A 24,183-nucleotide genomic window follows, 5' to 3' on the forward strand; every position below is an offset into this window, starting at 1 on the left:
ACCAGGGACGGTTTGGACATCGCGCTCTTTTCCTCCTTTGCTTAAGGATAAGCGTATGTTCCGGTCGGCCAATGCAGCGCATTTCGTGTTGCAGATTCCTGCTATCCGTCACGACTTCAAGGTGCTGGCCTTCAAGGGCACTGAAGCCATCAGCACGCTTTACAGCCTCCACATTGAACTGGTCAGCGAGTACCCGGACTTCGATCTGGAAAGCTTGCTCGGCCAACCCGCGTTTCTGCAATTCGGCCTTGATGGCGAAGGCATACATGGGCATATCGAAGATGTGCTGATGGGCGAGTCGGGTAAACGCCTGACTCGCTATCACCTGACCCTGGTACCGGCGCTGCACTATTTGCAGTTCAGCCACGACCAGCGGATTTTTCAGGGCATGAACGTGCCGCAGATCATCACCCAGGTGCTCAAGGGCCATGGCATTCAGGCCGATGCCTTTACCTTCCATGTCAGCACCAGCGCGCCGCGCGAGTATTGCACTCAATACGGGGAGGACAATTTTACGTTCCTCCAGCGCCTGTGCGCCGAGGACGGCATCGCCTGGCATCACCAGCACTCGGCGGACGGTCATTTGCTGGTGTTCACCGATGATCAGGTGTTCCTGCCCAAACTCGGGGCCACGTCTTATCAGCAGGACTGCGGCATGGTGGCCGAGCATCCGGTGGTCAGCCGCTTCAGCGTGCGTACCGGCACGCGCACCAGTACCGTCACCCGGCGTGACTACGACCTGAAACGCCCGAGCCTGTTGCTCGAAAGCCGTTTCAGCGCCGAATCCACCCCGGAACTGGAGGATTATCGTTACCCGTTGTTGCTGGGGAACGAAAAGCGCGGCGACCACCTTGCCCGTCAGGCGCTGGAGCGGCATCGCAGTGACTATGAATTGGGCGAGGGTGAGAGCGATCAGCCACACCTGCGTTGCGGCCATCTGTTCGACCTGACGGACCACCCCCGGAAAAAGTGCAACGACTTGTGGCTGTTGCTCAGTGTTTCCCATGATGGCCGACAACCCAATGTGCTCGAGGAGGCAGTCACCCCTGACGTCAAGGCCGCCGACGGTTTCACCCAAGGCTATCGCAACACGTTCCGCGTGATCCCCGCGCAGGTGGTTTTCCGTCCACCGCTGCCGCCGCGCCGCCCTCCATTGGTCAGCCAGACGGCGCGAGTGACCGGGCCTGAACACGAAGAAATCTACTGCGATGAGTTCGGCCGGGTGAAGTGCGAGTTCCCGTGGGATCGTGCCGAACTCAACAGCGAACGCAGCAGCTGCTGGATCCGCGTTTCATCGAGTTGGGCCGGGGAAAACTTCGGTTCGGTGACCCTGCCGCGCATCGGCATGGAAGTCGTGGTGACTTTTCTGGAGGGCGATCCGGATCAACCGCTGATCACCGGCTGCGTGGCCAACAAGGTCATGCCCGCGCCTTATCCCTTGCCCGAGCACAAGACTCGAACCGTGCTGCGCAGCCACAGTTCGCCGCACACCGGTGGGTACAACGAACTGATGATCGAAGACCGCGCCGGTCAGGAAAAAATCTACCTGCGGGCCGAGCGTGATGTCGAACAACTGATCCTCAATGACAGCCACAGCCTGATCCGCCGCAACCGCGTCGAGCAGGTTGACGCCAACAGCACCAGCCTGATCAAGGCGGATGAACGGCACACCACCGACGGGATGCGCAGCACCGTCATCGGCACCCACGACCTGCTCAACGTCGGCAGCAACAGCAGTACCACGGTTGAAGGCACCTGGGTGATCCAGGCCGGTCCACAGGCGCGAGTCACCGCCAGCCAAGTGGTGATCGATGCCGAGGCGAGCCTGACGCTGTCGGCCGGCGGCCATCACCTCGTGATCCATTCGGGCGGGATCTTCAGCAGTGTGGCCATTGTCGAGGGCGGTGTGCCGATGGCGGGTGTGGCGGCGCAGGCCGCGCTGTCGGCCGCTGCCGAAGATGTGGTTGTTGAACCAATTCCGATGGAAGCCCTGCTCAAACAAGCCATCGTTTTTCGCGAGGCCGATACCGGCATTTGCCCTATATGCGATGCCGCCCGGAGGGCTGAGGCATGAACCCGGATAACTCGCACAAAGGGCTACTCCTGCTCGACGGAGGCCGTTATGCGGACGCGATGAGTTGGCTGCACGAGCACTACGGCGCGGACAATCCCCAGTCGCTGTTCAACGGCACCGCTTACGCGCCGATTAGCGCCACCGGGACTTTTTTGCTTAACGCTTCACTCGGCAGTGCAGCGCATAACGCATGGTGGAGCGGTGCCGATCTGCAGCATGGCGTGTGGCTCGCTTCGCAAAAAAACGCCCAGCAATTGCTTCCGATGCTGCGACGCCGGATACGGATTTTTGATGAGCAGCGACAGGAATTCTGGTTGCGTCTGGCGGATGGCCCGGCATTGACCCGGGCCTGGCTGGCAGGTGCGCAATGGCCGAAAGGTTTTTGGTGCGGCGTCGAAAGCGTCTGGTTACGACACGGCAACGGGGCTGTCTGCGCTTGGGAAAACCGGCATCCGGAACACGATTTGGCGCCACAGCCCAAAGGGCTGGTCGCGCAAATAACCCTGTCTGAGTCACTGCTGCTGGCGCTCAGTCTGCCAGCCCATCCGGAGACAAACCGATGAGCGCCCGCGACAATAACCGCTTTGGCACTTGCCCGCTGCTCGCTGCCGTTCTGCCCCTGCGTTACGCCGTTGGCCCGACAATGGCTGTTACTACGGATGCTTATGGTTTGCCTGTGCTGAATGGGCAGTTCCCCGAGCTTGGGCCGCGCCATCCCGACCTGACGGAACATCCCCTCAACTACACCTCTCGTTTGCTGCGTGACGGCTGGCTCTACGTCTGGGAAAGCAGGCCATCCCGACTGGTGGAGTATCAAGTCGAAAATGCTTTGCTCACGCAAACCCCGCGCGCGGGCAAAGTCATCGACACCCGGGTCAAACCGCATTTGCTGCTTCGGGCCGGTGACCCTGCCGGGCTGGTGTGGTCCCCCGTGCGTTGGAGCGAGCCGCAATACGTCGCAGCCAGGACCGATGCCGCCGTGCGTCAGCGCATCATGCGCAGTGTTGTCCCAGGCGTGGCACCGTTCAGCGGTCCGGTCGAAACCGTCGCCCGGCAAATTGGCGAGTACGCCGATGCCACACGCTACGGTTGGAGCGCCCAACCCGAAACGGAGCACGCACCTGATTGGCTGAAAATGCAACGGCAGATGAACGCGTGCGAACAACAGACCTTCGCGATGATTGATGATGCGTGGGGCGTGCTGCTCGACCTCGCCGCGCTGATCCGTGCCCGCAAGACCTCGTTCGACAGCCATCAGGAGCATCACGCCGACGATTGGGCGCTGGCCGGTGTTCTCAAGTCCCTGAGCGAAAGCGACCATCAGTTGCATGCACAACTGCCTTCCATCACCCGCTACGACGAACTCCAGCGAACATGGAAGGATCAAGAGGCGCAGAACGAGCGATACACCGCCGACATGCGGCGCCTGGCTCAATTTTGGGTGGCGTGGTTCAACACTCAGCGAGTGAGCGGCCCGTCGACTATGGACACGGCTTGCGGCCATTTCGACATTACCCAGGGGATTGCCCGTGAAGCCTTGGAGCTGCATTTCGCCGCGGCCTGCCTGGGGCCGGCGAATACCAGTATCGGGGCTGAGGCCATCACCCTAAGCCTGCAAGGCGACAGCGCCGGCAAGCCATGGCTGCTTTGGGCGTTGCTCGGGCTAACGTCACGATTGGGCATTGGCGAAATCAAATACCTTGTGGATTTCAGCGATCTGGCGCGCGACAACAAGGCAGCGGTGCAAGAGGGCGCCGACAGACTGGCCAGGGCCTTTGCTCATGCTGATGGGCTGAACAAAGCCGCCGACAAACTCAAGCAGCACAATCCGGCAGCCAGTATTGAAGCACTGTTCCTGGCCGTCGCCCCCGTCGCCGCTCTGCAACTGCACCAGACGGACAATGCCACCGGCAACGCCGGTCCACTCTACATGGCGGCGGCGCTGGCCCGCAGCGATCAGCGCATCCAGACATTGAGCGTCACGTCGCGCCAACTGGGTGAGTGGTACAGCGATCTGATGGGCACTCGCCAGACCCCGCCCGCTCATTTGAACGTCGCCTCGCTGGCCAGCGGCGTGGCTGCGGGTATCCCGTTCATGCATCTGGTGCCGGTCAGTACAAGACTACCGCCGCTGCCGGTGAATCTCGCAGCGGGAACGGATCTGAGCAGTGTGTTTGATTTGAAAGGGGCGCTGAGTAAGGCGCCGATCAAGGTTTTGGTGACGTTGGTGGCGGGGGGGAATTTTGTTTGGGCGGCGGGGCAGTTAGTTGAGAGCGGAACAACCGATAAGTGGTTGGGAACATTTGGTGCAGCGTTTGGTGTTGCTGCCGCAGGTACAGCGGTTCTTCAGCGGGTAGCAGAAGTCGATTGGGCTTCAGCTGTTCGACAAAGTCGCAATACCTCAATTTCATCGCGCCTGCTTTTAGCAAAAGCCTTAGGGCGTGCAGCCGCTGCTGCAGGGTTGCAGATTGCTGTGCTCTCCATAGACGTCATGTTCTATGGAATGGAAGCCTTTGAGTCGTACCAGAAAGGAGATTTCAATTCCATGGTTACGAATCTGGCAATCGTCGGCGCCGAAGTGTCCAGCGTTGTGCTCTATGTAAAGCTCTTTCGGGCTTACCGTGCCGCTCAGGTGGCTGTATTGCTAGGCGAGGCGTCGGCCATTGCGGCGGGGATGAATGTTGCACCGCATATAGCCATAAAAATACTGGGCTTCACCGTTGTAATTGTCACGGGCGTCATTGGCCGGCTCTACACAGCAGACTCACCCTTGGAGCAGTGGGTAAAACGCGGTCGTTTCGGCATCCGCCCGGACGATACCTGGTCGAGCAGCTACACCCTGTCCATGGATAGGCTCTACCCCATTCTTTTCCCCATCAGTTTTGAAGCTTGGCGATTATCGGAAATGCACCCGTATCAGGGCCAAGTCACTTCCACCTATCTGATGCTGAAACTGCCCGGGGAAGATGTATCGCTGACCGAGGAGATGATTCACTTCAAGGGCATTGAAGTCTGGGGCGATACCATTGGCTACCATCCCGACAAGATCAAAAAGGTCGAATGGACAGGCAAAGACTTTGCTCGACATAGCGGAAGCCGCATTCCCGTTTCAAAAGGCATTACCCCTTATCGCCGTGTGTACCACGAAGATGGAGTACGAGACTTGAGGCGTATCGAGGGTGAGTTGATCTATTCCCCACAAGAAGGTCTGACGCTGCCAGCAGTTACTATCGTTGAACGAGCATGGATATGAACAATCTGGAGCAACCAGGAAGCATTAATCCATCCACTGTGATTTTGGAAGCCGGAAAGCCCTCGGGCGAGCAGCCAATGGAGCTGTTTATTACCGATGAGCACACCGAGCATTATTTGACGCTGCAATCAGGAGGTGATTCGGGTCGGGGGTTATGGACTGGAATATTAGGGGGAGTGGGTGGAGTCGCCGGTATAGGTCTGGCCGTATTGCTGATGCTTATCGGGAAATGGGAGGGAGTACCTACTGGTCTGATTATGTCAGCGGCATTTTTCCTTGTTCCCTTCCTGTGGGAAACATTACGGCCCTTACCTCTCCCCATCCTGTTCAACCGCCGTACCCGCGAAGTGTATTTCGATCACGACGGCGAACTGTTCCACACCCCATGGGATGGCATCTCAGCTGTAGCCAACGAATTTCAACTCGTCGGCACTCATATCGGTGGCATGCAAAGCGCTTCGCTGGAAATTCGGGTGTGGAAATTCGAAGAACCGCAAACAGCGCTGATGGTCAGCCTCGGTGCACCCTTTGGTAAAAGCCTGGAGATGCAAAAAGGCTTTTGGGAGTACATCCGCTCGTATATGAACAACGGCCCATATTTCGATGAGCAGGGAAATCACAGTGAGTCGGATGCTTTTGTAAAAAGCCAGTTGGACGTTCGTTTCAAAATGAGCGACAGCTTCAAACAAACGTTGGCGCAGTTGAAACAAGCAAAAAAAGACGCTGGAGGGAGAAATTATCTAACCGGTAGTGATGTAGCAAAATTGATATTCGAGCCAATGCTTTACCCCCAAGACCGAATTCAAGAGTTCACCTACAGCGTTGCCAAACGCCGCTCCCGCAACCGGTGGCCCAAAGTCGTCTCTGAGCGCCTGAAAGCCGAAGGCCCTGTCACACGCCTGGTCGACCTGGAACAAATGCAAGGGTTTGGCGTAGCGAGCACCAGTTGAGTCATTCCCAAGCAAAAGGGCTGACGCTACCAGCAGTCGTCCCCATGGAGCGAGCGTGGAAATGAGCAAATTGGAGCAACCCCGAAGCAGTGTTTCATCCACCGTTATCCTCGAAGCCAGTAAGCCCTCGGGCGAGCAGCCAATGGAGCTGTTTATTACCGATGAGCACACGGAACATTATTTGGCGCTGCAATCAGGAGGTGATTCGGGTCGGGGGTTATGGACTGGAATATTAGGGGGAGTGGGTGGAGTCGCCGGTATAGGTCTGGCCGTATTGCTGATGCTTATCGGGAAATGGGAGGGAGTACCTACTGGTCTGATTATGTCAGCGGCATTTTTCCTTTTTCCCTTCCTGTGGGAAACATTACGGCCCTTACCTCTCCCCATCCTGTTCAACCGCCGTACCCGCGAAGTGTATTTCGATCATGACGGCGAACTGTTCCACACCCCATGGGATGGCATCTCAGCTGTAGCCAACGAATTTCAACTCGTCGGCACCCATATCGGTGGCATGCAAAACGCTTCGCTGGAAATTCGGGTGTGGAAATTCGAAGAGCCGCAAACAGCGCTGATGGTCAGCCTCGGTGCACCCTTTGGTAAAAGCCTGGAAATGCAAAAAGGCTTTTGGGAGTACATCCGCTCGTATATGAACAACGGCCCATATTTCGATGAGCAGGGAAATCACAGTGAGTCGGATGCTTTTGTAAAAAGCCAGCTGGACGTGAAGCCCAATATGAGCGGCTGGTTCAAGGACACCCTCGATGGCATCAAAAAGACCAGGGACGAAAATGCTGGAAAAAACTACTTGGGTGGCACTGATGTAGTGATGGCTATGTGTACATTTCTTCTTTACCCCTGTTTTCGAATCCAGGAACTCACCTATAGCGTTGCCAAACGCCGCTCCCGCAACCGGTGGCCCAAAGTCGTCTCTGAGCGCCTGAAAGCCGAAGGCCCTGTCACACGCCTGGTCGACCTGGAACAAATGCAAGGGTTTGGCGTAGCGAGCGCCAGTTGATTCATTCCCAAAGAGAAGGGCTGACGCTGCCAGCAGCCACAGTCATGGAAAGAGCATGGATATGAACAGACCAGAACAACTCCGAAACAGTGCTTCATCCACCGTTATCCTCGAAGCCGGTAAGCCCACGGGTGAGCAGCCAATGGAGCTGTTTATTACTGATGAGCACACCGAACATTACTTGGCGCTGCAATCAGGAGGTGATTCATATCGAGGGTTGTGGACTGGGATATTAGGTGGAATGGCTGGCTGCGGATCTCTGGGGTTAACTTTAATGCTCGCGATGCAAGGAATCTTTGACTACATAATGTTGGTTCTTGCACTTTCTTTTTTTCTAGTGCCCTTCCTTTGGGAAACACTCTGTCCATTACGCCTACCTATTCTGTTCAACCGCCGCACCCGCGAAGTGTATTTCGATCACGACGGCGAACTGTTCCACACCCCATGGGATGGCATCTCAGCTGTAGCCAACGAATTTCAACTCGTCGGCACCCATATCGGTGGCATGCAAAACGCTTCGCTGGAAATTCGGGTGTGGAAATTCGAAGAGCCGCAAACAGCGCTGATGGTCAGCCTCGGTGCACCCTTTGGTAAAAGCCTGGAGATGCAAAAAGGCTTTTGGGAGTACATCCGCTCCTATATGAACAATGGCCCTTATTTCGACGAGCAGGGTAATCACAGTGAGTCGGATGCTTTTGTAAAAAGCCAGTTGGACGTGAAGCCCAATATGAGCGGCTGGTTCAAGGACACCCTCGATGGCATCAAAAAAACCAGGGACGAAAATGCTAGAAAAAACTACTTGGGTGGCACTGATGTAGTGATGGCTGTGTGTACGTTTCTTCTTTACCCCTGTTTTCGAATCCAGGAATTCACCTACAGCGTTGCCAAACGCCGCTCCAGAAATCTCTGGCCCAAACTTGTCACTGATCGACTGAAAGCCAACGGATGTACCACGCGCCTGGTCGACCTGGAACAAATGCAAGGGTTTGGCGTAGCGAGCGCCAGTTGATTCATTCCCAAGAGGAAGGGTTGATGCTGCCTCGTTGTCATTGATTCATCAGCGCCCAACTGTCGTGTTCGGTTCTTTCCATGACCACCCGTTAAATCGAGAAGACTGCAGTCCGACGCGCCTCGATACGTTCTGGCTTCAGGACTGCTGGCCGGGGGAGCCTGAAGAGGAATGAGTTTAGCCCGGCCTGTTGCGCTTCGACCGCCCTGACCTAAGCTTTGGACAAGGCGAACAACATTTGCGGAGCGTCACCCGGAACGATCGCCGCGATGCGCAATCATTAGAGCGTGGATATCAAAAGGAGATGCGCATGCTCATCAGGTCACTGACCCTGGCTACCCTGCTGGCAGTTGCCGGTCCCTTGTTCGCCGCTGATGGCGACTCACCGCTGGACATGGACAAGGGCAGGTCCCGGCCACTGATTGTCATCGCTCCCAGTACGGTCGACCCGACGTGGGTGAGCCTGAAAAAGTCGCTGGAAGAGCCGGATAACAAAAAGGGGTTCACCGAGCGAAACCTGGTGTTGTACACGGTGCTCAATCTGATGGGCCAACGTGATGGCAAAGACCTGGGGCCACAAGACACGGCAGCGTTGATTCGGTCACTCAAACTGGGTGCCGGGGCCAAGACCAAGGTGATTCTGGTGGGCAAGGACGGCGAAAAGAAGCTTGAACAGTCCGGGCCCGTCGAGCTGAAAGAAGTCTTTGCTGCTGTCGATCAGTTGCCGGCGGCCGAGAAGGAAACGCCAGCACCCACGGTAGCGCCGGCAGCCGAACCGGAGCCGACCGCCAAGGGCGCAAAAGGCACAAAATCCGGTAAGCCGGCCAAACCAGCCAAGCCCGCCAAGCCGCCAGAAATGCCGGATGATTGACTTTCCCCCACTCGGTGGCGAGTGAGCAGGCCCCCTCGCCACAGGTAAGCTATGTGGGGATTACTGGCTCATCGCACTCAATATTTGGTGAGCGATCTTGACCCGTTCCGCGATCGGGTAGTTTTTGTTGGCCAGGATCACGATGCCAATGTCTTTCGACGGCACAAACAGGGCATAGGCGCCGAAGCCACCGGTCGACCCGGTTTTGTTCAGCAGCAGGTTTTCCTGCTGCGGTTGAGGCGGGTTGAGCCACTGGACCTTGTGCGCCTCCATGGCCATCTGCGACGAGTTGCCGGCCAGCAATTGATCCAGGGTGACCGGGTACTGATAGAGCTCCCATCCCAGGCCCTGGGTCATCTCGCCGACGCGGTAGTAGGCGGTGTGGGTGAGGGCGATTGCCTGTTGCAATGGCTTTTCCAGCGAGGCGGGATGCAGGTTCGCTTGCACATAGCCGATCAAGTCCGAGGCGCTGGTTTTCACCCCGTAAGCCTCGGAGTCCAACGCGCCAGGCCCCACGCGTACGGGTTTGTCGTCCTTGTTGTAGCCCTGGGCGTAAAGGCTCATTTGTGCCTGGGGCACGTTGAGGTAGGTGTGCTTGAGGCCGAGTTTGGGCAGCAGCGTGTTGTCCATCAGTTCATCGAATGGCTGGCCCATGCTTTGGGCCGCGAGGTAGCCGAATAAACCGAGGCTCGGATTCGAATACAGCCGGTGGGTGCCAGCGGCGTAGGTCGGTTGCCATTGTTTGAAATAGCCGAGCATCTTGTCCGCCGAGTCCGCTGCGTCGGGGAATTGCAGGGGCAGACCGCCTGCGGTGTAGGTGCCCAGTTGCAGCACGCTAATGTGATCGAACGCACTGCCGCGCAATGCGGGCCACACCTGGCTGGCCTTGTCGGACAGCGACAACTTGCCGCTGGCCTGGGCGTAGGCGGCGAGGGTGGCGGTGAAGGTTTTGCTCAGGGAGCCGATTTCGAACAGGGTGTTTTCAGTGACCGGTTGCGCGCTTTCTTTCGATGCTACCCCGTAGTTGAAGTAGTGCGGCTTGCCGTTGACGGTCACCGCCACAGCCATTCCGGGAATGCCCTGGGCTTGCATGACCGGGCGCACCGCGGCATTCACCAACGTCGCCATTTGATCCTGTGCGAGGCATTGGCCAGCCGCGAGCGCCGCCACGCAAACCGCGAAAGCTTTCAGTCTGTCCATGTGGGTGTCGTCCGTCATCGATTCAGTTGCGCGTCATGTTAGGGGGTTAATTGCTCCGTTCCGAATGGTTTTTGGGCCCTGCCGACCATAGGCGGCAGGGCGGGTCGTTGGAGGGCATGCACCCGCTAAATCAACGCATCAGGCACGGCCGCTTGTTATCGAATGTCCACCCTGGAATCAGAAACTGCATCGCCACGCTGTCATCCCGCGCACCCAGCCCCATGCCCTTGTAGAGTTCATGGGCCTTGGCCACCTGATCCATATCCAGCTCGATGCCCAGCCCCGGTTTCTGCGGCACCTGCACGCAGCCCTCGACGATTTGCAGTGGGGCTTTGGTCAGGCGCTGGCCGTCCTGCCAGATCCAGTGGGTGTCGATCGCCGTGATTTCACCCGGTGCGGCCGCCGCGACATGGGTGAACATTGCCAGGGAAATATCGAAGTGGTTGTTGGAGTGCGAGCCCCAGGTCAGGCCCCATTCATGGCACATCTGGGCCACGCGAACCGAGCCTTGCAGGGTCCAGAAATGCGGGTCCGCCAACGGGATGTCCACCGATTGCAACTGGATCGCGTGGCCCATTTCCCGCCAATCGGTGGCAATCATGTTGGTCGCGGTCTTCAGGCCCGTGGCGCGGCGGAACTCAGCCATGACTTCGCGTCCCGAGTAGCCGTTTTCCGCGCCGCAGGGGTCTTCGGCATAAGCCAGTACCCGGTGCTGGTCGCGGCACAATCGAATGGCCTCTTTGAGGGACCAGGCACCATTCGGATCGAGGGTGATGCGTGCGTCAGGGAAGCGTTCTGCCAGGGCCGTCACCGCTTCGATTTCGGCATCGCCGCTGAGCACGCCGCCCTTGAGCTTGAAATCCTTGAAGCCGTACTTCGAATGAGCTGCTTCGGCCAGGCGCACCACGGCGTCGGTGGTCATGGCTTTTTCGTGACGCACCCGGAACCAGTCATTGTCGGCATCCGGCTCGCTACGGTAGGCAAGATCGGTTTGCTGGCGGTCGCCGACATAAAACAGATAGCCGAGCATTTTCACTTCATCACGCTGCTGGCCTTCGCCGAGCAGGGCGGCGACGGGTACGTCCAGATGCTGACCGAGCAGATCGAGCAGCGCCGCCTCCAGCCCCGTGACGGCGTGGATGGTAATGCGCAGGTCGAAGGTCTGCAGGCCACGACCGCCGGCGTCGCGGTCGGCGAAGGTCTGGCGAACTTGATTGAGCATCTTCTGGTAGGTGCCGATCGGGCTGCCGACCACCAGGCTGCGGGCGTCTTCGAGGGTCTGGCGAATGCGCTCGCCACCCGGTACTTCGCCGACGCCGGTGTGGCCGGCGTTGTCCTTGAGGATGACGATGTTGCGGGTAAAAAACGGCCCGTGGGCGCCGCTCAGGTTGAGCAGCATGCCATCGTGGCCAGCCACCGGAACAACTTGCATGCTGGTGATGATCGGGGCTTTGGCGGTTTCTTGTTGGGTCATGTTCTTATCCTTTTAAGCCGTGTTCTTGAAAAGTCATCAGGCGTGGTGGGGCGCCGGTTTGGCCGTTGTGGTGATGGAAACGGCCTTGGGTGTGTTGCGTGCGGCAAAGACGATGATCGCGGCGATGATCGAAGTCGCGGCCAGGCCGTACAGGCCGCCCTGAATGGAGCCGGTGCGTTCTTCCAGCAGGCCGAAGGTAGTGGGCGCAACGAACCCGCCGAGGTTGCCCACCGAGTTGATCAACGCGATGACGCCAGCGGCGATACGGGCATCCAGATAGGCCTGGGGGATCGGCCAGAACAGCGATGACGCCGATTTGAAACCCAGTGCGGCGAAGCAGATTGCGACAAAGGCGAAGACCGGCCCGCCGGTGGTGGACATGAACATCCCGGCGGCGGCGATCAACAGCGCGGCGGCGACCCATGCTTGCTGGTGTTTCCATTTGGCCGACAGCGAGGCAAAGGCGTACATGCCGACAATCGACAGCAGCCACGGAATCGAGTTGAACATCCCGACCTGGACGTCGCTCAAGTCGCCCATTTTTTTGATGATGCTCGGCAGCCAGAAAGTGGCGGCGTAGATGGTCAGCTGGATAAAGAAGTAGATCAGGCAGAACAGGATGATCTGGCGGTCCTTGAGCAATTTGCCCAGTGACGGCTTGATCGGCGTCGCGGCTTCTCGGGCCAGTTGCTCATCATCGATGGCCTGGACCAGTGCGTCCTGCTCTTCGCGACTCAGCCATTTCGCGTCGTGGGGCCTGGAATCAAGCCAGAACCAGACAAATACGCACAGCCCGACCGAAAACATTCCTTCAATGAAATACATCCACTGCCAGCCGTGCATTCCGAAGCCGGTGATTTGCAGGAGCAAACCGGACAGCGGGCCGGAAATCAGCGACGCAACGGCCGAGCCACTGAGGAAAATGGCGATGGCCTTGCCGCGTTCCACACCGGGCAACCAGCGAGTGAAGTAGTAGATCACGCCAGGGAAAAACCCGGCTTCGGCCACACCCAACAGAAAACGCAGGACGTAGAAGTGGGTTTCGTTCTGGATGAAGGCCATGCCTGCGGCGACCAGGCCCCAGGTCAGCATGATGCGGGTCAGCCAGAGGCGAGCGCCGACTTTCTGCAGAAGGATGTTGGAGGGCACCTCGAACAGTGCGTAGCCGATGAAGAACAGACCGGCGCCCAGGCCGTAGGCGGCAGCGCCGATGCCCAGGTCGTGTTCCATGTGGGCACGGACGAAGCCGATGTTCACGCGGTCAATGTAATTGACGATGAACATGATCACGAACAGCGGCAAGACGTGACGTTTGACTTTCGAGATGGCGGACTTCAGCACCGAATCGGCGCCATCGTCCATGGCTGATATGGATGTTTTCACTGCGTTTTCTCCCACTCGTTATTTTTATGCGGGGTGCGGCTGGATGCTGCGTTGTTGATAGACATCATACAACTGCATTTTTTCATGCTGCAATAGGTTTTTCCGAATAAAGCGGCGCTATAACGCCTATTTTTATTCCTTGGTGGGTGGTTTTTGGCGAATTGATTGGAGGATTTTCGACGTGTTGTTGAGTGTTGTCATACAAGTAAGGCGGTGTTTTTTGAGTTTTAGGGTGAGGGCAGTGCTACGATTGCGCTAGTTCTGCTTTTGGATGATCGCCATGCAAGAAGATCTCGATGCACCTGCCCGCAAGCGCAGCCACAACCTGGCCCATGACCTGGTGGCCAAGCTGACCCAGAGCATCCTGCTCGGTCAGATGTTGCCTGGCGCAAAGCTGCCGTCGGAGAACACGATTGTTCAGGAGCACGGTGTCAGTCGTACCGTGGTGCGGGAGGCGATTTCGAAGTTGCAGGCATCCGGCCTGGTGGAGACCCGGCACGGCATCGGCACCTTTGTGCTGGAGCGTGCGCCCGAACAGGGCCTGCGACTGAATGTCGATACGGCGCTGGGGGTGCGCAGCATTCTGGAATTGCGCATGGGCCTGGAAACCCAGGCCGCCGCACTGGCTGCCACTCGGCGTAGCGATCAACAGTTGGCGCAAATGCGCGAGGCGCTCGACGACTATCAGCGTCTGCTGGCCAACAATGACAGCTGTGTCGAAGCGGATCGGCGCTTCCACCTGCTGATCGCCGAAGCCACGGGCAATGTGTGCTTCACCGAGATCATGCAGCATTTGGGTAACGCCATGATTCCGCGAACCCGGGTCAACGCCGCCGAGCGCGGTGCAGTGGACCTGAGCAAACTCGGCGAACTGGCCAACCTCGAGCATGAGGCAATTCTCAACGCCATCAAGCGCCAGGACCCGGATGCGGCGCGGGCAGCGATGTGGCTGCATTTGACCAACAGTCGCGACCGGTTTTCTGCCAGTTGATTTCTCAAATCGCTGATCAAGCGCGAGCCGCCTGAACCATCGGCCTGCGCTCCAGATTCAACGCCAGCACACTGATCAACACCACAACCGCTCCAACCCCGACCATCAACGTCGGCCTTTCACCCAGCGCAAACGACGCAATGGCCATTGCCATCGGCGGTACCAGATACAGCGTCATCGTCGCCCGACTCAAATCCACATGTGCCAGCACATAGGCCCAGGCCAGATACGCCAAGGCACTGGGGAATATCCCCAGGGCAAGCACCGCCAGCTGCACGCGCAGCGGCGCCAGGGCGACCTGCTCCACAAGGCCGGGCAGAAAAACCAGTAACAGTAACGTCCCGGACCAGACCGTGTAACAGACCAGGGTCAACCCGTCATAACGCCCGGTGTGATGCTTTTGCAGGGCGAAATACAGACTCCAGGACAGCGCCGCCAGCAGGATCAGCAAGCCGTGGGCGTCGATGCTGCCCAGGCCATGATCGCCCGCCACCACAATCACCACGCCGAGCAGGCCCAATAAAACGCAGCCCCAGCGCCAGAGACTGACCCGGTCCTTGAACGCGAAGCGCGCGAGCAAGGTGCTGAACAACGGCGTGGTTTGTGCCAGCACACTGGAAGCGCCGGCGCTGACGCCTTGCTGGCCGAAGTTGATCGCCACGTGATGCAGGCTGACCGCAAAGAAACCCAGCCCGAACAGCAATGGAACATCGCGCAACCCGGGCAGGCGAATGCCCCTGCACAACGCAACCACGACCATGAACACCGATGCCAGCAGGAAACGCAAAAGCGCCAGATGCACGGGGTCGTAGCCGAGCAGGCCGATATGGATGCCGGTCGGGGAATACCCCCAGCAGGTCACGACAAACGCCATGGCCAGGATGATCTTCAAGGGCGAAACGGGGGCGTGTGTGAGCGGCTTCATGGTCGTGCACCGGTAGGCAGGTGCTCTGAGTATCTGAACCTGAACCATTCGCCACAACTGACTTATAATGCGTTAACCGTTCACTTTAGGTGATGTATGGAGCTGGCACAGATTCGCATGTTCAAGACCGTTGCCGAACTGGGCAGCATCGCCCGTGCGGCAGAAGTGCTGCATTGCGTGCCGTCGAACATCACGGCGCGGATCAAGTCGCTGGAGGCGGAGTTGGGTGTCGCGTTGTTTTTGCGCGAGGGTCGCGGGCTGCGCATCAGTCCGTCGGGGCAGACCTTTCTGGCCTACGCCTCGAAAATCCTGGCGCTGACCGCAGAGGCGAAACGGGCGGTGGACCCCGCGGCCGAGCCTTCCGGGCCGTTGCGCATCGGCGCCATCGAGTCCTCGGCCACCGGTCGCTTGCCGCGACTGCTGGCCAAATTCCACAAGCGCTTCCCGCAAGTGGCGCTGGAACTGACCACAGGCACCTGGGGCCAGTTGCTGGATGACACCCTCAATCATCGGCTTGACGGTGCGATCGTCGCGGTGGATGTCGAGCGTTCGCACCTCAAGCGCACGCCGATGTACCGCGAAGACCTGTTGCTGATTGCCTCGACATCGCTGGGGCCGGTGCGTGACATGGCGGATCTGCATGACAAGACCGTCTTCATGTGGCCCCAGGGTTGTCCGTATCGGGCGGCGCTGGAACATTGGTTGTTGCGCCAGGGGCAGGCGTTGCCGATTGTCAGCCTGGCCAGTTACGGCGCGATTGTCGGGTGCGTCAGCGCCGGGGCCGGCGTGGCGCTGGTGCCCAAAGGCGTGTTCGATCAATACGCCAAGGGCGCGGGGTGCGTGGGTTACGAGTTTCCCGAGCTGACGGCGATCGAGAACTTGTTCTACTGGCATGAAAACGCCGGGGTGCACCCGGCGCGAGAGGCGTTCGTGGCAATGTTGCGCGAGGAATTTGCTTAAGCGAACTGGTAGCCGTGAACGCGGATTGATCAGCTCGTGCGCACATCCCGCATCAACAACCCGAAACTCAAATCCACCGCATCCGGAATCGGCAGGTACACCGTATGCCCATCCCCCGGCGCGACCTCGATCGCTTCACCCCGGATGTTGTGCAATTGATGCAGATCGAAGTGGAAGTTGCCCTTGGGCGTCATCAACTCCATGTGATCGCCCAGGCCAAACCGATTCTTCACCTTCACTTCCGCTAACCGCTCACGTCGCTCGCCGGTCAGTTCACCGACGAACTGTTGCTGCTCCGACACCGAGCTGCCGTTCTGGTAGTTCTGGTACTCGTCATGCACATGCCGACGCAGAAAGCCTTCGGTGTAGCCGCGCTGAGCAAGGGATTCGAGGTCGGTCATCAGGCTGCGGTCGAAATCGCGGCCGGCCACGGCATCATCGATGGCCCGTCGGTAGACCTGGGTGGTCCGCGCACAATAGAAATGCGATTTGGTCCGGCCTTCGATTTTCAATGAGTGCACACCCATCTGCGTCAGGCGCTCGACATGCTGTACGGCGCGCAGGTCCTTGGCATTCATGATGTAAGTGCCATGCTCGTCTTCGAAGGCCGGCATCAGTTCGTCGGGGCGATTGGCCTCTTGCAGCAGGAACACCTGCTCGGTGGGGGCGCCGAGACCCAGGGTCGGTTCCGGCTGAAACTGCTGGACGATCTCGCCCAGCGTGTTTTCGGTGGCCTCCTGCGCCGAGTACTTCCAGCGGCAGGCGTTGGTGCAGCTGCCCTGGTTGGCGTCGCGCTTGTTCAGGTAGCCCGACAGCAGGCAGCGGCCCGAATAGGCCATGCACAGCGCACCGTGCACGAATACCTCCAGTTCCATGGCGGGAACCTGTTGGCGGATTTCGGCGATTTCTTCCAGAGACAGTTCCCGCGAGAGGATGATCCGGCTCAAGCCCTGCTGTTGCCAGAACTCGACACTGGCCCAGTTCACTGTATTGGCTTGTACCGAGAGGTGAATCGGCATCTGTGGGAAGTGCCGGCGCACCAGCATGATCAGGCCGGGGTCGGACATGATCAACGCGTCCGGCGCCATGGCGATCACGGGTTCCAGATCCTTGAGGAACGTCTTGAGCTTGGCGTTGTGCGGCGCGATGTTCACCACCACGTAAAAGCGCTTGCCCTGGGCCTGCGCTTCACGAATGCCGAGGGCCAGGTTGGCGTGATCGAATTCGTTATTGCGCACGCGCAAGCTGTAGCGTGGCTGGCCCGCGTACACGGCATCGGCGCCGTAGGCGAAGGCATAACGCATGTTTTTCAACGTGCCGGCGGGGGCGAGCAGTTCCGGAGCAATCTGGTTCATGGTGGGATCGATCGCAAAAGCCGCCGAGCGTATACGCCTCGCTCCGAGGGTTTATTGATCTGGATCTATGCTTGATGAAAAAACGATGGCACTCGCGCGAGCCATGGTGGCCTAAGCATCAGGGCGCAACATTGCGTTCCGGCGGACTGACATGGATCGGACATGAACGAAGAGACATTACAAGACAAGTCACTGACGGTGTTGCTGGGGTTGGTGAGCATCGCCTTCATCTGGATTCTGTTGCCGTTCTACGGCGCGGTGTTCTGGGCAGTGATCCTCGGCATCCTGTTTGCGCCATTGCAGCGTCGGTTGCAATTGAAGTTCGGCTGGCAGCGCAACGTCACGTCGTTGCTGACGCTGAGCGTTTGTCTGGTGATCGCGATCCTGCCGGTGATCATCCTTGGTGCCTTGCTGGTTCAGGAGGGGGCGGCGCTCTACAACAGAATCGAAAGCGGCGAGTTGGACATTGCAGGCTATGTGACGCACTTCAAACACAGCCTGCCGCCGTACTTTCAGCACTTGCTCGATCGGTTCGGGGTCGGCGAGCTGAACGGCCTGCGGGAGAAAATCATCAAGAGTGCGGTGACGGGCAATGAGTTTGTCGCCACGCAGGTCTTCAGTTTTGGTCAGGGCACTTTCGATTTTGTGGTGAGTTTTTTCATCATGCTCTACTTGCTGTTCTTCTTTCTGCGGGACGGTGCCGAACTGGCGCGCAAGGTTCGCTCCGCCGTACCGCTGCAGGAACACCAGAAACGTCGTCTGCAACTCAAATTCAACCGTGTGGTGCGGGCCACGGTGAAAGGCAATCTGCTGGTGGCGATCACACAAGGTGCATTGGGTGGTTTGATTTTCTGGTTTCTGGACATCCCGAGCGCGTTGCTCTGGGCCGTGTTGATGGCGTTTCTGTCCCTGTTGCCAGCGGTGGGGGCGGGTATTGTCTGGGCGCCGGTGGCGGCATTTTTCCTGTTCACCGGGGCGATCTGGCAGGGCGTGGTACTGGGGGTGTTCGGGGTTTTTGTGATCGGACTGGTGGACAACGTGCTGCGACCGATCCTGGTGGGCAAGGATACCAAGATGCCGGACTATCTGATTCTGATCTCGACCCTGGGCGGCCTGGCGATTTTCGGCCTCAACGGTTTTGTGATCGGTCCACTGATTGCCGCGCTGTTCATGTCGAGCTGGGCGATCTTCATCGAAACCAAACCGCGGGTTCAGCTGCCTTAAGCGCTGAAATTGCCCGTCTGGCCAGTGCCGATACGCTCAGACAATGCCTGGGCGGCCGGCAGCGAAGTGAGCGGGCCGCTGATCTGTTCGCCGTCCTGTACCAGGTACCAGCAGGCGAGCAGTCCCAGCTCCCTGAGAGGGGCGGGAACGGCGCTGCCGATAACGGACATAATCTGAACCTGAGACATCATCAGTACCTCCATCGATCTATGGAGATACCTTACGGGGCGGGCGCTTTTGCGGACAATCACCGTTTTCGATAGTGGTCATTGACGCCAGTGGGTGCAAATGACCGTTTGTCGGTCACCGCACCCATCAATGTTCCTGCTGGCCGGCCGGCGATAGCGTTTTTGAACGCGTCATCGCCAGCAAGCGGGTCCCTGCGGACTGTGTCAGTAGTGACCGTAACGCGGGCCATAGTAGCCATGCGGAGGGCCATAGTAACCACGCGGAGGGCCGTAATAACCACGGGGAGGCCCGTAGTAGACCGGTGCCGGACGGTAGTAGATCGGTTGCTGCACATAGACCGGAGCCGGCTGGTAGTAAACCGGTGGCGGTGGTGCGGCATACACCGGTGCGGGTTGGGCGTAGACCGGCTGTGCATAAACCGGTTGCGGCTCGACATACACCGGCCGGTTGGCGTTGATCAGGGCCGAGCCGACAATGGCCGTACCGACGATTGCTCCAAATACCGCCGCGTCATTACCACCACCATGGGCTTGCGCCTGTCCTGCGATAGCGAGCGCGCCGATCAGCAAGGCTACTGTGGGGATTTTACGGATCATGATAATTCCTCGGTTCTTCGCCCCGGCGCTTGCGTCTGCAATAGACCCAAGGATCGTCGCGGGGATACTTCTAAGACAGCGTTTTTTTGAAAATCAGCACAGCCGTTAGGTAAATTTTGTGTAAGGTCTGTGCCGGCTTGCTTACGGTCGCCCGATGCCGGACGCAGGCCCTGGAATATGATTGATCAGAACGCCCCGGACTGACTAAGCCCATCCATCTGAAAGTGCACTGGAAGGATATTCACATGCAGATGAACCCCAACAGAGACACCCAGCTGTGCATGTCCCTCTCCGGACGCCCCGGCAACTTTGGCCTGCGATTTCACAACCATCTGTATGAACAACTGGGGCTGAATTTCTACTACAAAGCCTTCAGCAGTCACGACTTGCCGGGCGCTGTCGGCGGTATTCGTGCCTTGGGCATTCGCGGCTGTGGCGTGTCGATGCCGTTCAAGGAAGCCTGCATTGCGCTGGTCGATGAGTTGGACGCGTCCGCCGCCGCCATTCAATCGATCAACACCATCGTCAATACCGACGGTCATCTCAAGGCCTATAACACCGATTACATGGCGGTTGCCCAACTGCTGGAAACCCACGCAGTGCCCAAGGACACCACCTTTGCCCTGCGCGGCAGCGGCGGAATGGCCAAGGCGGTGGCCAGTGCCTTGCGCGATGGCGGTTACACAAACGGCCTGATCGTGGCCCGCAACGAGCGCGCCGGCCGTGCCCTGGCTGAGTCCCTGGGTTATCCGTGGCAAGCGGAACTGGGGGAGAGGCGGCCGCAAATGCTGATCAATGTCACGCCGGTCGGTATGGATGGCGGCCCGGAGGCCGGGCAGTTGGCGTACGATACCGAGGTCATTGCGGCTGCTGATATCGTCTTCGATGTGGTGGCGATTCCCTCGGAAACGCCGCTGATCGTGCGTGGTCGTGCCGAGGGCAAACAAGTGATCACCGGACTGGAGGTGATCGCGCTCCAGGCGTTGGAGCAATTCGTCCTTTATACCGGTGTGCGCCCGACGGATGAGCAATTTCAGCAAGCGGTGGCGTTTGCGCGCAGTTGAAGGTCTTTTGCCTGCCTTAAAACCAGATCAAGGAGGTATCCATGCATCCCCCCATTCTCAACCTGAATCAGGTCGAACTCGAGCCCTTGCCCGAAGCCTTGGCGCCCACCGGTGAAACCGCCGGCCGCTATCGGCAACGCATGGCCCGCGTGGGTCAGCAACTGGGAGCTCAAAAGCTCGGTTATCGCCTGTACGTGCTGGAACCGGGGATGCGTGGCAGTCCGTTTCACAGTCATCGGGTCAATGAGGAGATGTTTTACGTCGTGGCCGGGGAGGGGGAGATCCGCCTTGGCGCCGAACGTTTCCCCATTCGCGCTGGCGACGTGATCGCCTGTCCGCCGGGCGGTCCTGAAGCGGCGCACCAGATCATCAATACCAGCCTTGCAGAATTGCGTTACCTGGCGGTCAGCACCCAGCAATCACCGGAAATTTGCGAATATCCGGACTCCGGCAAGTATGCGGTGATGGATGACTTCAAGGTCGATGCCCAGGGTAATGCTTCGGGGTTTGTCGCGGTTGCCCGGCAGGCGGATGGGGTGGATTACTGGGACGGGGAGTGAACGACTCCTGGATCAAGTCGGCAAAGGTGAATTTGTCGCGAGGGAGCAAGCTCCCTCGCCACAGGGTGTTTGTTCAAGTTATCAATGACGCTCACTCAAGGCGTGCCAAACGCTCTTCCAGTGCCGCAATCCGCGCCTCGAGCTCTTCGATCCGCTCAACCGAAACAGCGCTGCCACCACCACGTTCGACCGGGTTCTGCCGCGCCGCGAGAGTCGCGTCGATGTCCGCCGGGTCGCCCAAGGCATGCATATACCGGTCTTCCCGCTGTCCGGCCTGGCGCGGAATCAGCAGGGCCAGGCCACGGGCAATCAAGCGTTCAAGCTGATGCACCACCTGCTCGGTATCTTCGAAGTCATGCATGCGGCCGCTGCGGGTCAGCAGCTCATTGACCGTTTGCGGGCCGCGCAGGAACAACAGTCCCGCCAGCACCACCTGAGCCGGCACCAGTTCCAGTGCCTTGTCGACCCTGTGCTCCCAGCGATCCGCACGGCTGCCCATCACCAGTTTGGTGAAGCCGCGTGCCTCAAGGGCGCGCAAGCTTTGACCGACCTGGCCCTGGGTCAGGTTCATCACCGGTTCACGGCTGGTCTTCTGGTTGCAGGCGATCATCAACGCATTGAGGGTAAGCGGGTAGGTTTCCGGGCTGGTGGCCTGTTTTTCGATCAGAGAGCCCAGAATACGGATTTCCGTACTGTTGAGTCGCGGCTCGTCATGGGTCGTCTCTTGCTCGGTGATCATGGTTCTGCGTCCTTACCCGGTTCAGGTTTTCACTTGCGTGGATGCACTTTAGATTGGTGTGCGTCAATGGCAATAGTATTTGCGAACTATCTGGGCTATTTAATGAGGCTTTAACGCAATACTAACGATTTTTTTACAATTGGATGGGCACCGTATGCGGGGCCATGGACAGGATGTCCTTGAAGTGGGAGATTTACACGTTTCTTGCATCGACAATGTCACCGGCCTTAAGCAATGGAAGATGGAGCAAGGCATGAAGTTGATGTTGGTATCAGCCAAACAAGATGTGCTCAATAGCACACGATTCGCATGACTATTTTGATTACCGGCGCTGCCGGATTCATTGGGTTTCACACCGCCCGGCGTCTATGTCTGGACGGCCATGAAGTGGTTGGCATCGACAACCTCAATGACTATTACGACGTCACGCTCAAGCGCGCACGACTCAAGGAACTGGAGTGCTTGCCGGGCTTTCGTTTCGAGAAAATGGACATTGTCGACAAGCCGGCGTTGATGGCGTTGTTTCGCGATCATCCGTTTACCGAAGTGGTGCATCTGGCCGCCCAGGCGGGTGTGCGCTACTCCCTGGACAATCCCGACGTCTATGCGCAATCGAATCTGGTGGGTTTCCTCAATGTGCTGGAAGCCTGCCGACACCACAATCCCGCGCATTTGATCTACGCTTCCAGCAGCTCGGTGTACGGCAGTAACAGCAAAATGCCGTTCAGTGTCGAGGACGCGGTCGATCATCCCATTTCCTTGTATGCCGCGACCAAGCGTGCCAATGAGCTGCTCGCCGAGAGCTATTGCCATCTATACGGATTGAAGGCCAGTGGGCTGCGTTTCTTTACGGTTTACGGACCGTGGGGGCGGCCGGACATGGCGCTGTTCAAGTTTACCGAGGCGATGCTCAAAGGCCGGCCGATCGATATCTACAATCAGGGCCAGATGGCACGGGACTTCACGTACATCGACGACATCGTCGAAAGCGTCGCCCGATTGCGCACACGACCACCGGTATCGACCGGGGCGGGAGAAGGCGTCAACCGGTTGTTCAATATCGGTCGCGGCCAGCCAGTGGCGCTGCTGGAGTTCATTGACTGCCTGGAAGCGGCGCTGGGGATGCAGGCGCAACGTAACTATCTACCGCTGCAGGCTGGCGATGTGGTCAAGACCTGGGCCGACGTGTCGGCCCTGGCAGAGTGGGTCGATTTCAGTCCGCAGGTGCCGGTTGGCACTGGCGTCGGGGAGTTTGTGAAGTGGTATCGCCAGTTCTATCAGTTATGAACCATTCTCCTGTGAAAATAAAAGAGCAAGGCAAAAGAGCGCCTCTATGAGCAATGACATTTTTGTATCGGTACTGATCCCTGCGAAGAACGAAGCGAACAATCTCAAGCCCTTGCTTGAAGAAGTCCGCGTGGCGCTGGCGGATGAGTCTTATGAAATCATCGTCGTCGACGATGGCAGTACCGATGCCACCTTGCACGAACTGCAGCAGGCCAAAAACAATGGTCTGAGCCAGTTACGCATCCTGCATCATGATCGCTCGCTGGGCCAAAGCACGTCGCTGTACCACGCGGCACAGGCGGCTCGCGGGCAGTGGCTGGCCACGCTCGATGGCGACGGGCAGAACGACCCGGCAGACATCCCGGGCATGTTGGCACTGGTGCGTAACCCGCGTGGCAGTGGCGACTTGCAGCTGGTGGCGGGGCACCGGGTCAACCGCCGCGACACCGCGAGCAAGCGCTGGGCCTCGCGTTTCGCCAATGGCCTGCGCAGCCGCCTGCTCAAGGACGCCACGCCCGACACTGGCTGTGGCTTGAAACTGATTCAACGCGCGGCGTTTTTGCGCCTGCCGTACTTCGATCATATGCATCGGTACATTCCAGCGCTGATCCAGCGCCACAATGGCCGAATGGTCGTCCATCCCGTCAACCACCGGCACCGCACCGCCGGCGTATCCAAGTACGGCAATATCGACCGCGCCCTTGTCGGCATTCTCGACCTCTTCGGGGTGTGGTGGTTGATCAAGCGTACTCGCCTGAATACTCAGGCTCGGGAGGTTCAGGAATGAACCTTTCCCGCGAATCCTTGTGGTTGGTGGTCGGCTTTGCCGGCCAGCTCGCGTTCACCGGCCGTTTCGTCCTGCAGTGGCTGTACAGCGAATACAAAAAACGCAGCGTGATCCCGACCAGCTTCTGGTACCTGAGTATCGTCGGCAGTGCCCTGCTGCTGATGTATGCCATTTACCGGCAGGACCCGGTGTTCATTGCCGGCCAGGCTTTTGGCTTTATTGTTTATCTGCGCAACCTGCAACTGATTGCAAAAAGCAAAAACCTCAAGGAGTAAGT

At 58.6% G+C, this 24,183-nt stretch carries 23 protein-coding genes; 15 read left to right on the forward strand and 8 right to left on the reverse strand.

What is annotated here, in order from left to right; all coding sequences use genetic code 11:
- Positions 1-55 precede the first annotated feature (55 nt).
- From tssI to AC1Q6D_RS18110, 7 genes are all read left to right on the forward strand, one after another.
- A complete protein-coding gene (gene tssI, locus AC1Q6D_RS18080) occupies positions 56-2,074 on the forward strand; it encodes a type VI secretion system tip protein TssI/VgrG (protein ID WP_207291524.1) in 2,019 nt (672 codons plus the stop codon).
- Positions 2,071-2,637 (forward strand): DUF4123 domain-containing protein, encoded by a 567-nt coding sequence (locus AC1Q6D_RS18085; RefSeq protein ID WP_103406019.1) that lies wholly within the window; start codon positions 2,071-2,073, stop codon positions 2,635-2,637. The genes tssI and AC1Q6D_RS18085 overlap by 4 nt, the downstream gene beginning before the upstream one ends.
- Positions 2,634-5,327, forward strand: coding sequence for a toxin VasX (locus AC1Q6D_RS18090; RefSeq protein WP_103406018.1), 2,694 nt, complete (start codon positions 2,634-2,636; stop codon positions 5,325-5,327). Before AC1Q6D_RS18085 ends, AC1Q6D_RS18090 begins: the two co-directional genes overlap by 4 nt.
- Entirely contained in the window at positions 5,324-6,277 is a 954-nt protein-coding gene (locus AC1Q6D_RS18095; RefSeq protein ID WP_492618481.1) for a hypothetical protein, read from the forward strand. Before AC1Q6D_RS18090 ends, AC1Q6D_RS18095 begins: the two co-directional genes overlap by 4 nt.
- A 61-nt stretch (positions 6,278-6,338) precedes the next feature.
- Entirely contained in the window at positions 6,339-7,292 is a 954-nt protein-coding gene (locus AC1Q6D_RS18100; protein ID WP_492618482.1) for a hypothetical protein, read from the forward strand.
- Between the two features lie 61 nt (positions 7,293-7,353).
- Positions 7,354-8,301, forward strand: a complete 948-nt coding sequence (locus tag AC1Q6D_RS18105) for a hypothetical protein (protein ID WP_256590361.1) — start codon at positions 7,354-7,356, stop codon at positions 8,299-8,301.
- Positions 8,302-8,611: 310 nt separating this feature from the next.
- A complete protein-coding gene (locus tag AC1Q6D_RS18110; protein WP_103406015.1) occupies positions 8,612-9,172 on the forward strand; it encodes a DUF4174 domain-containing protein in 561 nt (186 codons plus the stop codon).
- A gap of 60 nt (positions 9,173-9,232) precedes the next feature.
- On the opposite strand, the gene ampC is transcribed toward AC1Q6D_RS18110, so the two are convergent.
- The 3 genes from ampC to AC1Q6D_RS18125 all read right to left on the reverse strand — a co-directional run bounded on the left by ampC (position 9,233) and on the right by AC1Q6D_RS18125 (position 13,229).
- The gene (gene ampC, locus AC1Q6D_RS18115; RefSeq protein WP_103406014.1) at positions 9,233-10,372 is read right to left on the reverse strand and encodes a class C beta-lactamase; all 1,140 of its coding nucleotides are present in this window, start codon (positions 10,370-10,372) and stop codon (positions 9,233-9,235) included.
- Positions 10,373-10,502: 130 nt separating this feature from the next.
- Positions 10,503-11,846: a glucarate dehydratase gene (gene gudD / locus AC1Q6D_RS18120; RefSeq protein WP_103406013.1), complete on the reverse strand. Its 1,344-nt coding sequence runs from the start codon at positions 11,844-11,846 to the stop codon at positions 10,503-10,505.
- A 36-nt stretch (positions 11,847-11,882) separates the two neighbouring features.
- Complete coding sequence (locus AC1Q6D_RS18125) at positions 11,883-13,229, reverse strand: MFS transporter (RefSeq protein ID WP_103406012.1); 1,347 nt, start codon at positions 13,227-13,229, stop codon at positions 11,883-11,885.
- Between the two features lie 280 nt (positions 13,230-13,509).
- Here AC1Q6D_RS18125 and AC1Q6D_RS18130 point away from each other — a divergent pair, with 280 nt between their 5' ends.
- The gene (locus AC1Q6D_RS18130; protein ID WP_103406011.1) at positions 13,510-14,220 is read left to right on the forward strand and encodes a FadR/GntR family transcriptional regulator; all 711 of its coding nucleotides are present in this window, start codon (positions 13,510-13,512) and stop codon (positions 14,218-14,220) included.
- A 16-nt stretch (positions 14,221-14,236) separates the two neighbouring features.
- Here the strand turns inward: AC1Q6D_RS18130 and AC1Q6D_RS18135 are convergent, their stop codons facing one another.
- Positions 14,237-15,145 carry a DMT family transporter gene (locus AC1Q6D_RS18135; RefSeq protein ID WP_103406010.1) on the reverse strand — a complete coding sequence of 303 codons (909 nt, stop codon included), beginning with the start codon at positions 15,143-15,145 and terminating at the stop codon, positions 14,237-14,239.
- 96 nt (positions 15,146-15,241) lie between these two features.
- On the opposite strand from AC1Q6D_RS18135, the gene AC1Q6D_RS18140 reads away from it, so the two are divergent.
- Entirely contained in the window at positions 15,242-16,105 is an 864-nt protein-coding gene (locus tag AC1Q6D_RS18140; RefSeq protein ID WP_103406009.1) for a LysR family transcriptional regulator, read from the forward strand.
- Between the two features lie 29 nt (positions 16,106-16,134).
- Here the strand turns inward: AC1Q6D_RS18140 and trhP are convergent, their stop codons facing one another.
- A complete protein-coding gene (gene trhP, locus AC1Q6D_RS18145; RefSeq protein ID WP_090468320.1) occupies positions 16,135-17,460 on the reverse strand; it encodes a prephenate-dependent tRNA uridine(34) hydroxylase TrhP in 1,326 nt (441 codons plus the stop codon).
- A gap of 162 nt (positions 17,461-17,622) precedes the next feature.
- On the opposite strand from trhP, the gene AC1Q6D_RS18150 reads away from it, so the two are divergent.
- Positions 17,623-18,684, forward strand: coding sequence for an AI-2E family transporter (locus AC1Q6D_RS18150; RefSeq protein ID WP_103406008.1), 1,062 nt, complete (start codon positions 17,623-17,625; stop codon positions 18,682-18,684).
- Here the strand turns inward: AC1Q6D_RS18150 and AC1Q6D_RS18155 are convergent.
- Positions 18,681-18,872 carry a hypothetical protein gene (locus AC1Q6D_RS18155; RefSeq protein ID WP_103406021.1) on the reverse strand — a complete coding sequence of 64 codons (192 nt, stop codon included), beginning with the start codon at positions 18,870-18,872 and terminating at the stop codon, positions 18,681-18,683. The genes AC1Q6D_RS18150 and AC1Q6D_RS18155 overlap by 4 nt on opposite strands.
- 204 nt (positions 18,873-19,076) lie before the next feature.
- Positions 19,077-19,469 (reverse strand): hypothetical protein, encoded by a 393-nt coding sequence (locus AC1Q6D_RS18160; protein WP_103406007.1) that lies wholly within the window; start codon positions 19,467-19,469, stop codon positions 19,077-19,079.
- A gap of 245 nt (positions 19,470-19,714) precedes the next feature.
- On the opposite strand from AC1Q6D_RS18160, the gene AC1Q6D_RS18165 reads away from it, so the two are divergent.
- On the forward strand, positions 19,715-20,533 hold the full coding sequence (locus AC1Q6D_RS18165) for a shikimate 5-dehydrogenase (protein ID WP_103406006.1): 819 nt from the start codon (positions 19,715-19,717) through the stop codon (positions 20,531-20,533).
- A 41-nt stretch (positions 20,534-20,574) separates the two neighbouring features.
- Positions 20,575-21,093 (forward strand): cupin domain-containing protein, encoded by a 519-nt coding sequence (locus tag AC1Q6D_RS18170; protein WP_103406005.1) that lies wholly within the window; start codon positions 20,575-20,577, stop codon positions 21,091-21,093.
- Between the two features lie 91 nt (positions 21,094-21,184).
- Here AC1Q6D_RS18170 and AC1Q6D_RS18175 read toward each other — a convergent pair whose 3' ends face one another.
- Positions 21,185-21,832 carry a YceH family protein gene (locus AC1Q6D_RS18175; RefSeq protein WP_103406004.1) on the reverse strand — a complete coding sequence of 216 codons (648 nt, stop codon included), beginning with the start codon at positions 21,830-21,832 and terminating at the stop codon, positions 21,185-21,187.
- A gap of 309 nt (positions 21,833-22,141) precedes the next feature.
- Here AC1Q6D_RS18175 and AC1Q6D_RS18180 point away from each other — a divergent pair, with 309 nt between their 5' ends.
- The 3 genes from AC1Q6D_RS18180 to AC1Q6D_RS18190 are packed head-to-tail and all read left to right on the forward strand — an operon-like array spanning position 22,142 to position 24,181.
- Positions 22,142-23,119 carry an NAD-dependent epimerase/dehydratase family protein gene (locus tag AC1Q6D_RS18180; protein ID WP_103406003.1) on the forward strand — a complete coding sequence of 326 codons (978 nt, stop codon included), beginning with the start codon at positions 22,142-22,144 and terminating at the stop codon, positions 23,117-23,119.
- Positions 23,120-23,165: 46 nt separating this feature from the next.
- Complete coding sequence (locus AC1Q6D_RS18185; protein ID WP_103406002.1) at positions 23,166-23,906, forward strand: glycosyltransferase family 2 protein; 741 nt, start codon at positions 23,166-23,168, stop codon at positions 23,904-23,906.
- A complete protein-coding gene (locus tag AC1Q6D_RS18190) occupies positions 23,903-24,181 on the forward strand; it encodes a lipid-A-disaccharide synthase N-terminal domain-containing protein (protein ID WP_103406001.1) in 279 nt (92 codons plus the stop codon). Before AC1Q6D_RS18185 ends, AC1Q6D_RS18190 begins: the two co-directional genes overlap by 4 nt.
- Positions 24,182-24,183: the final 2 nt, after the last annotated feature.

The sequence above is a fragment of the Pseudomonas sp. MT92 genome, from assembly GCF_058792515.1.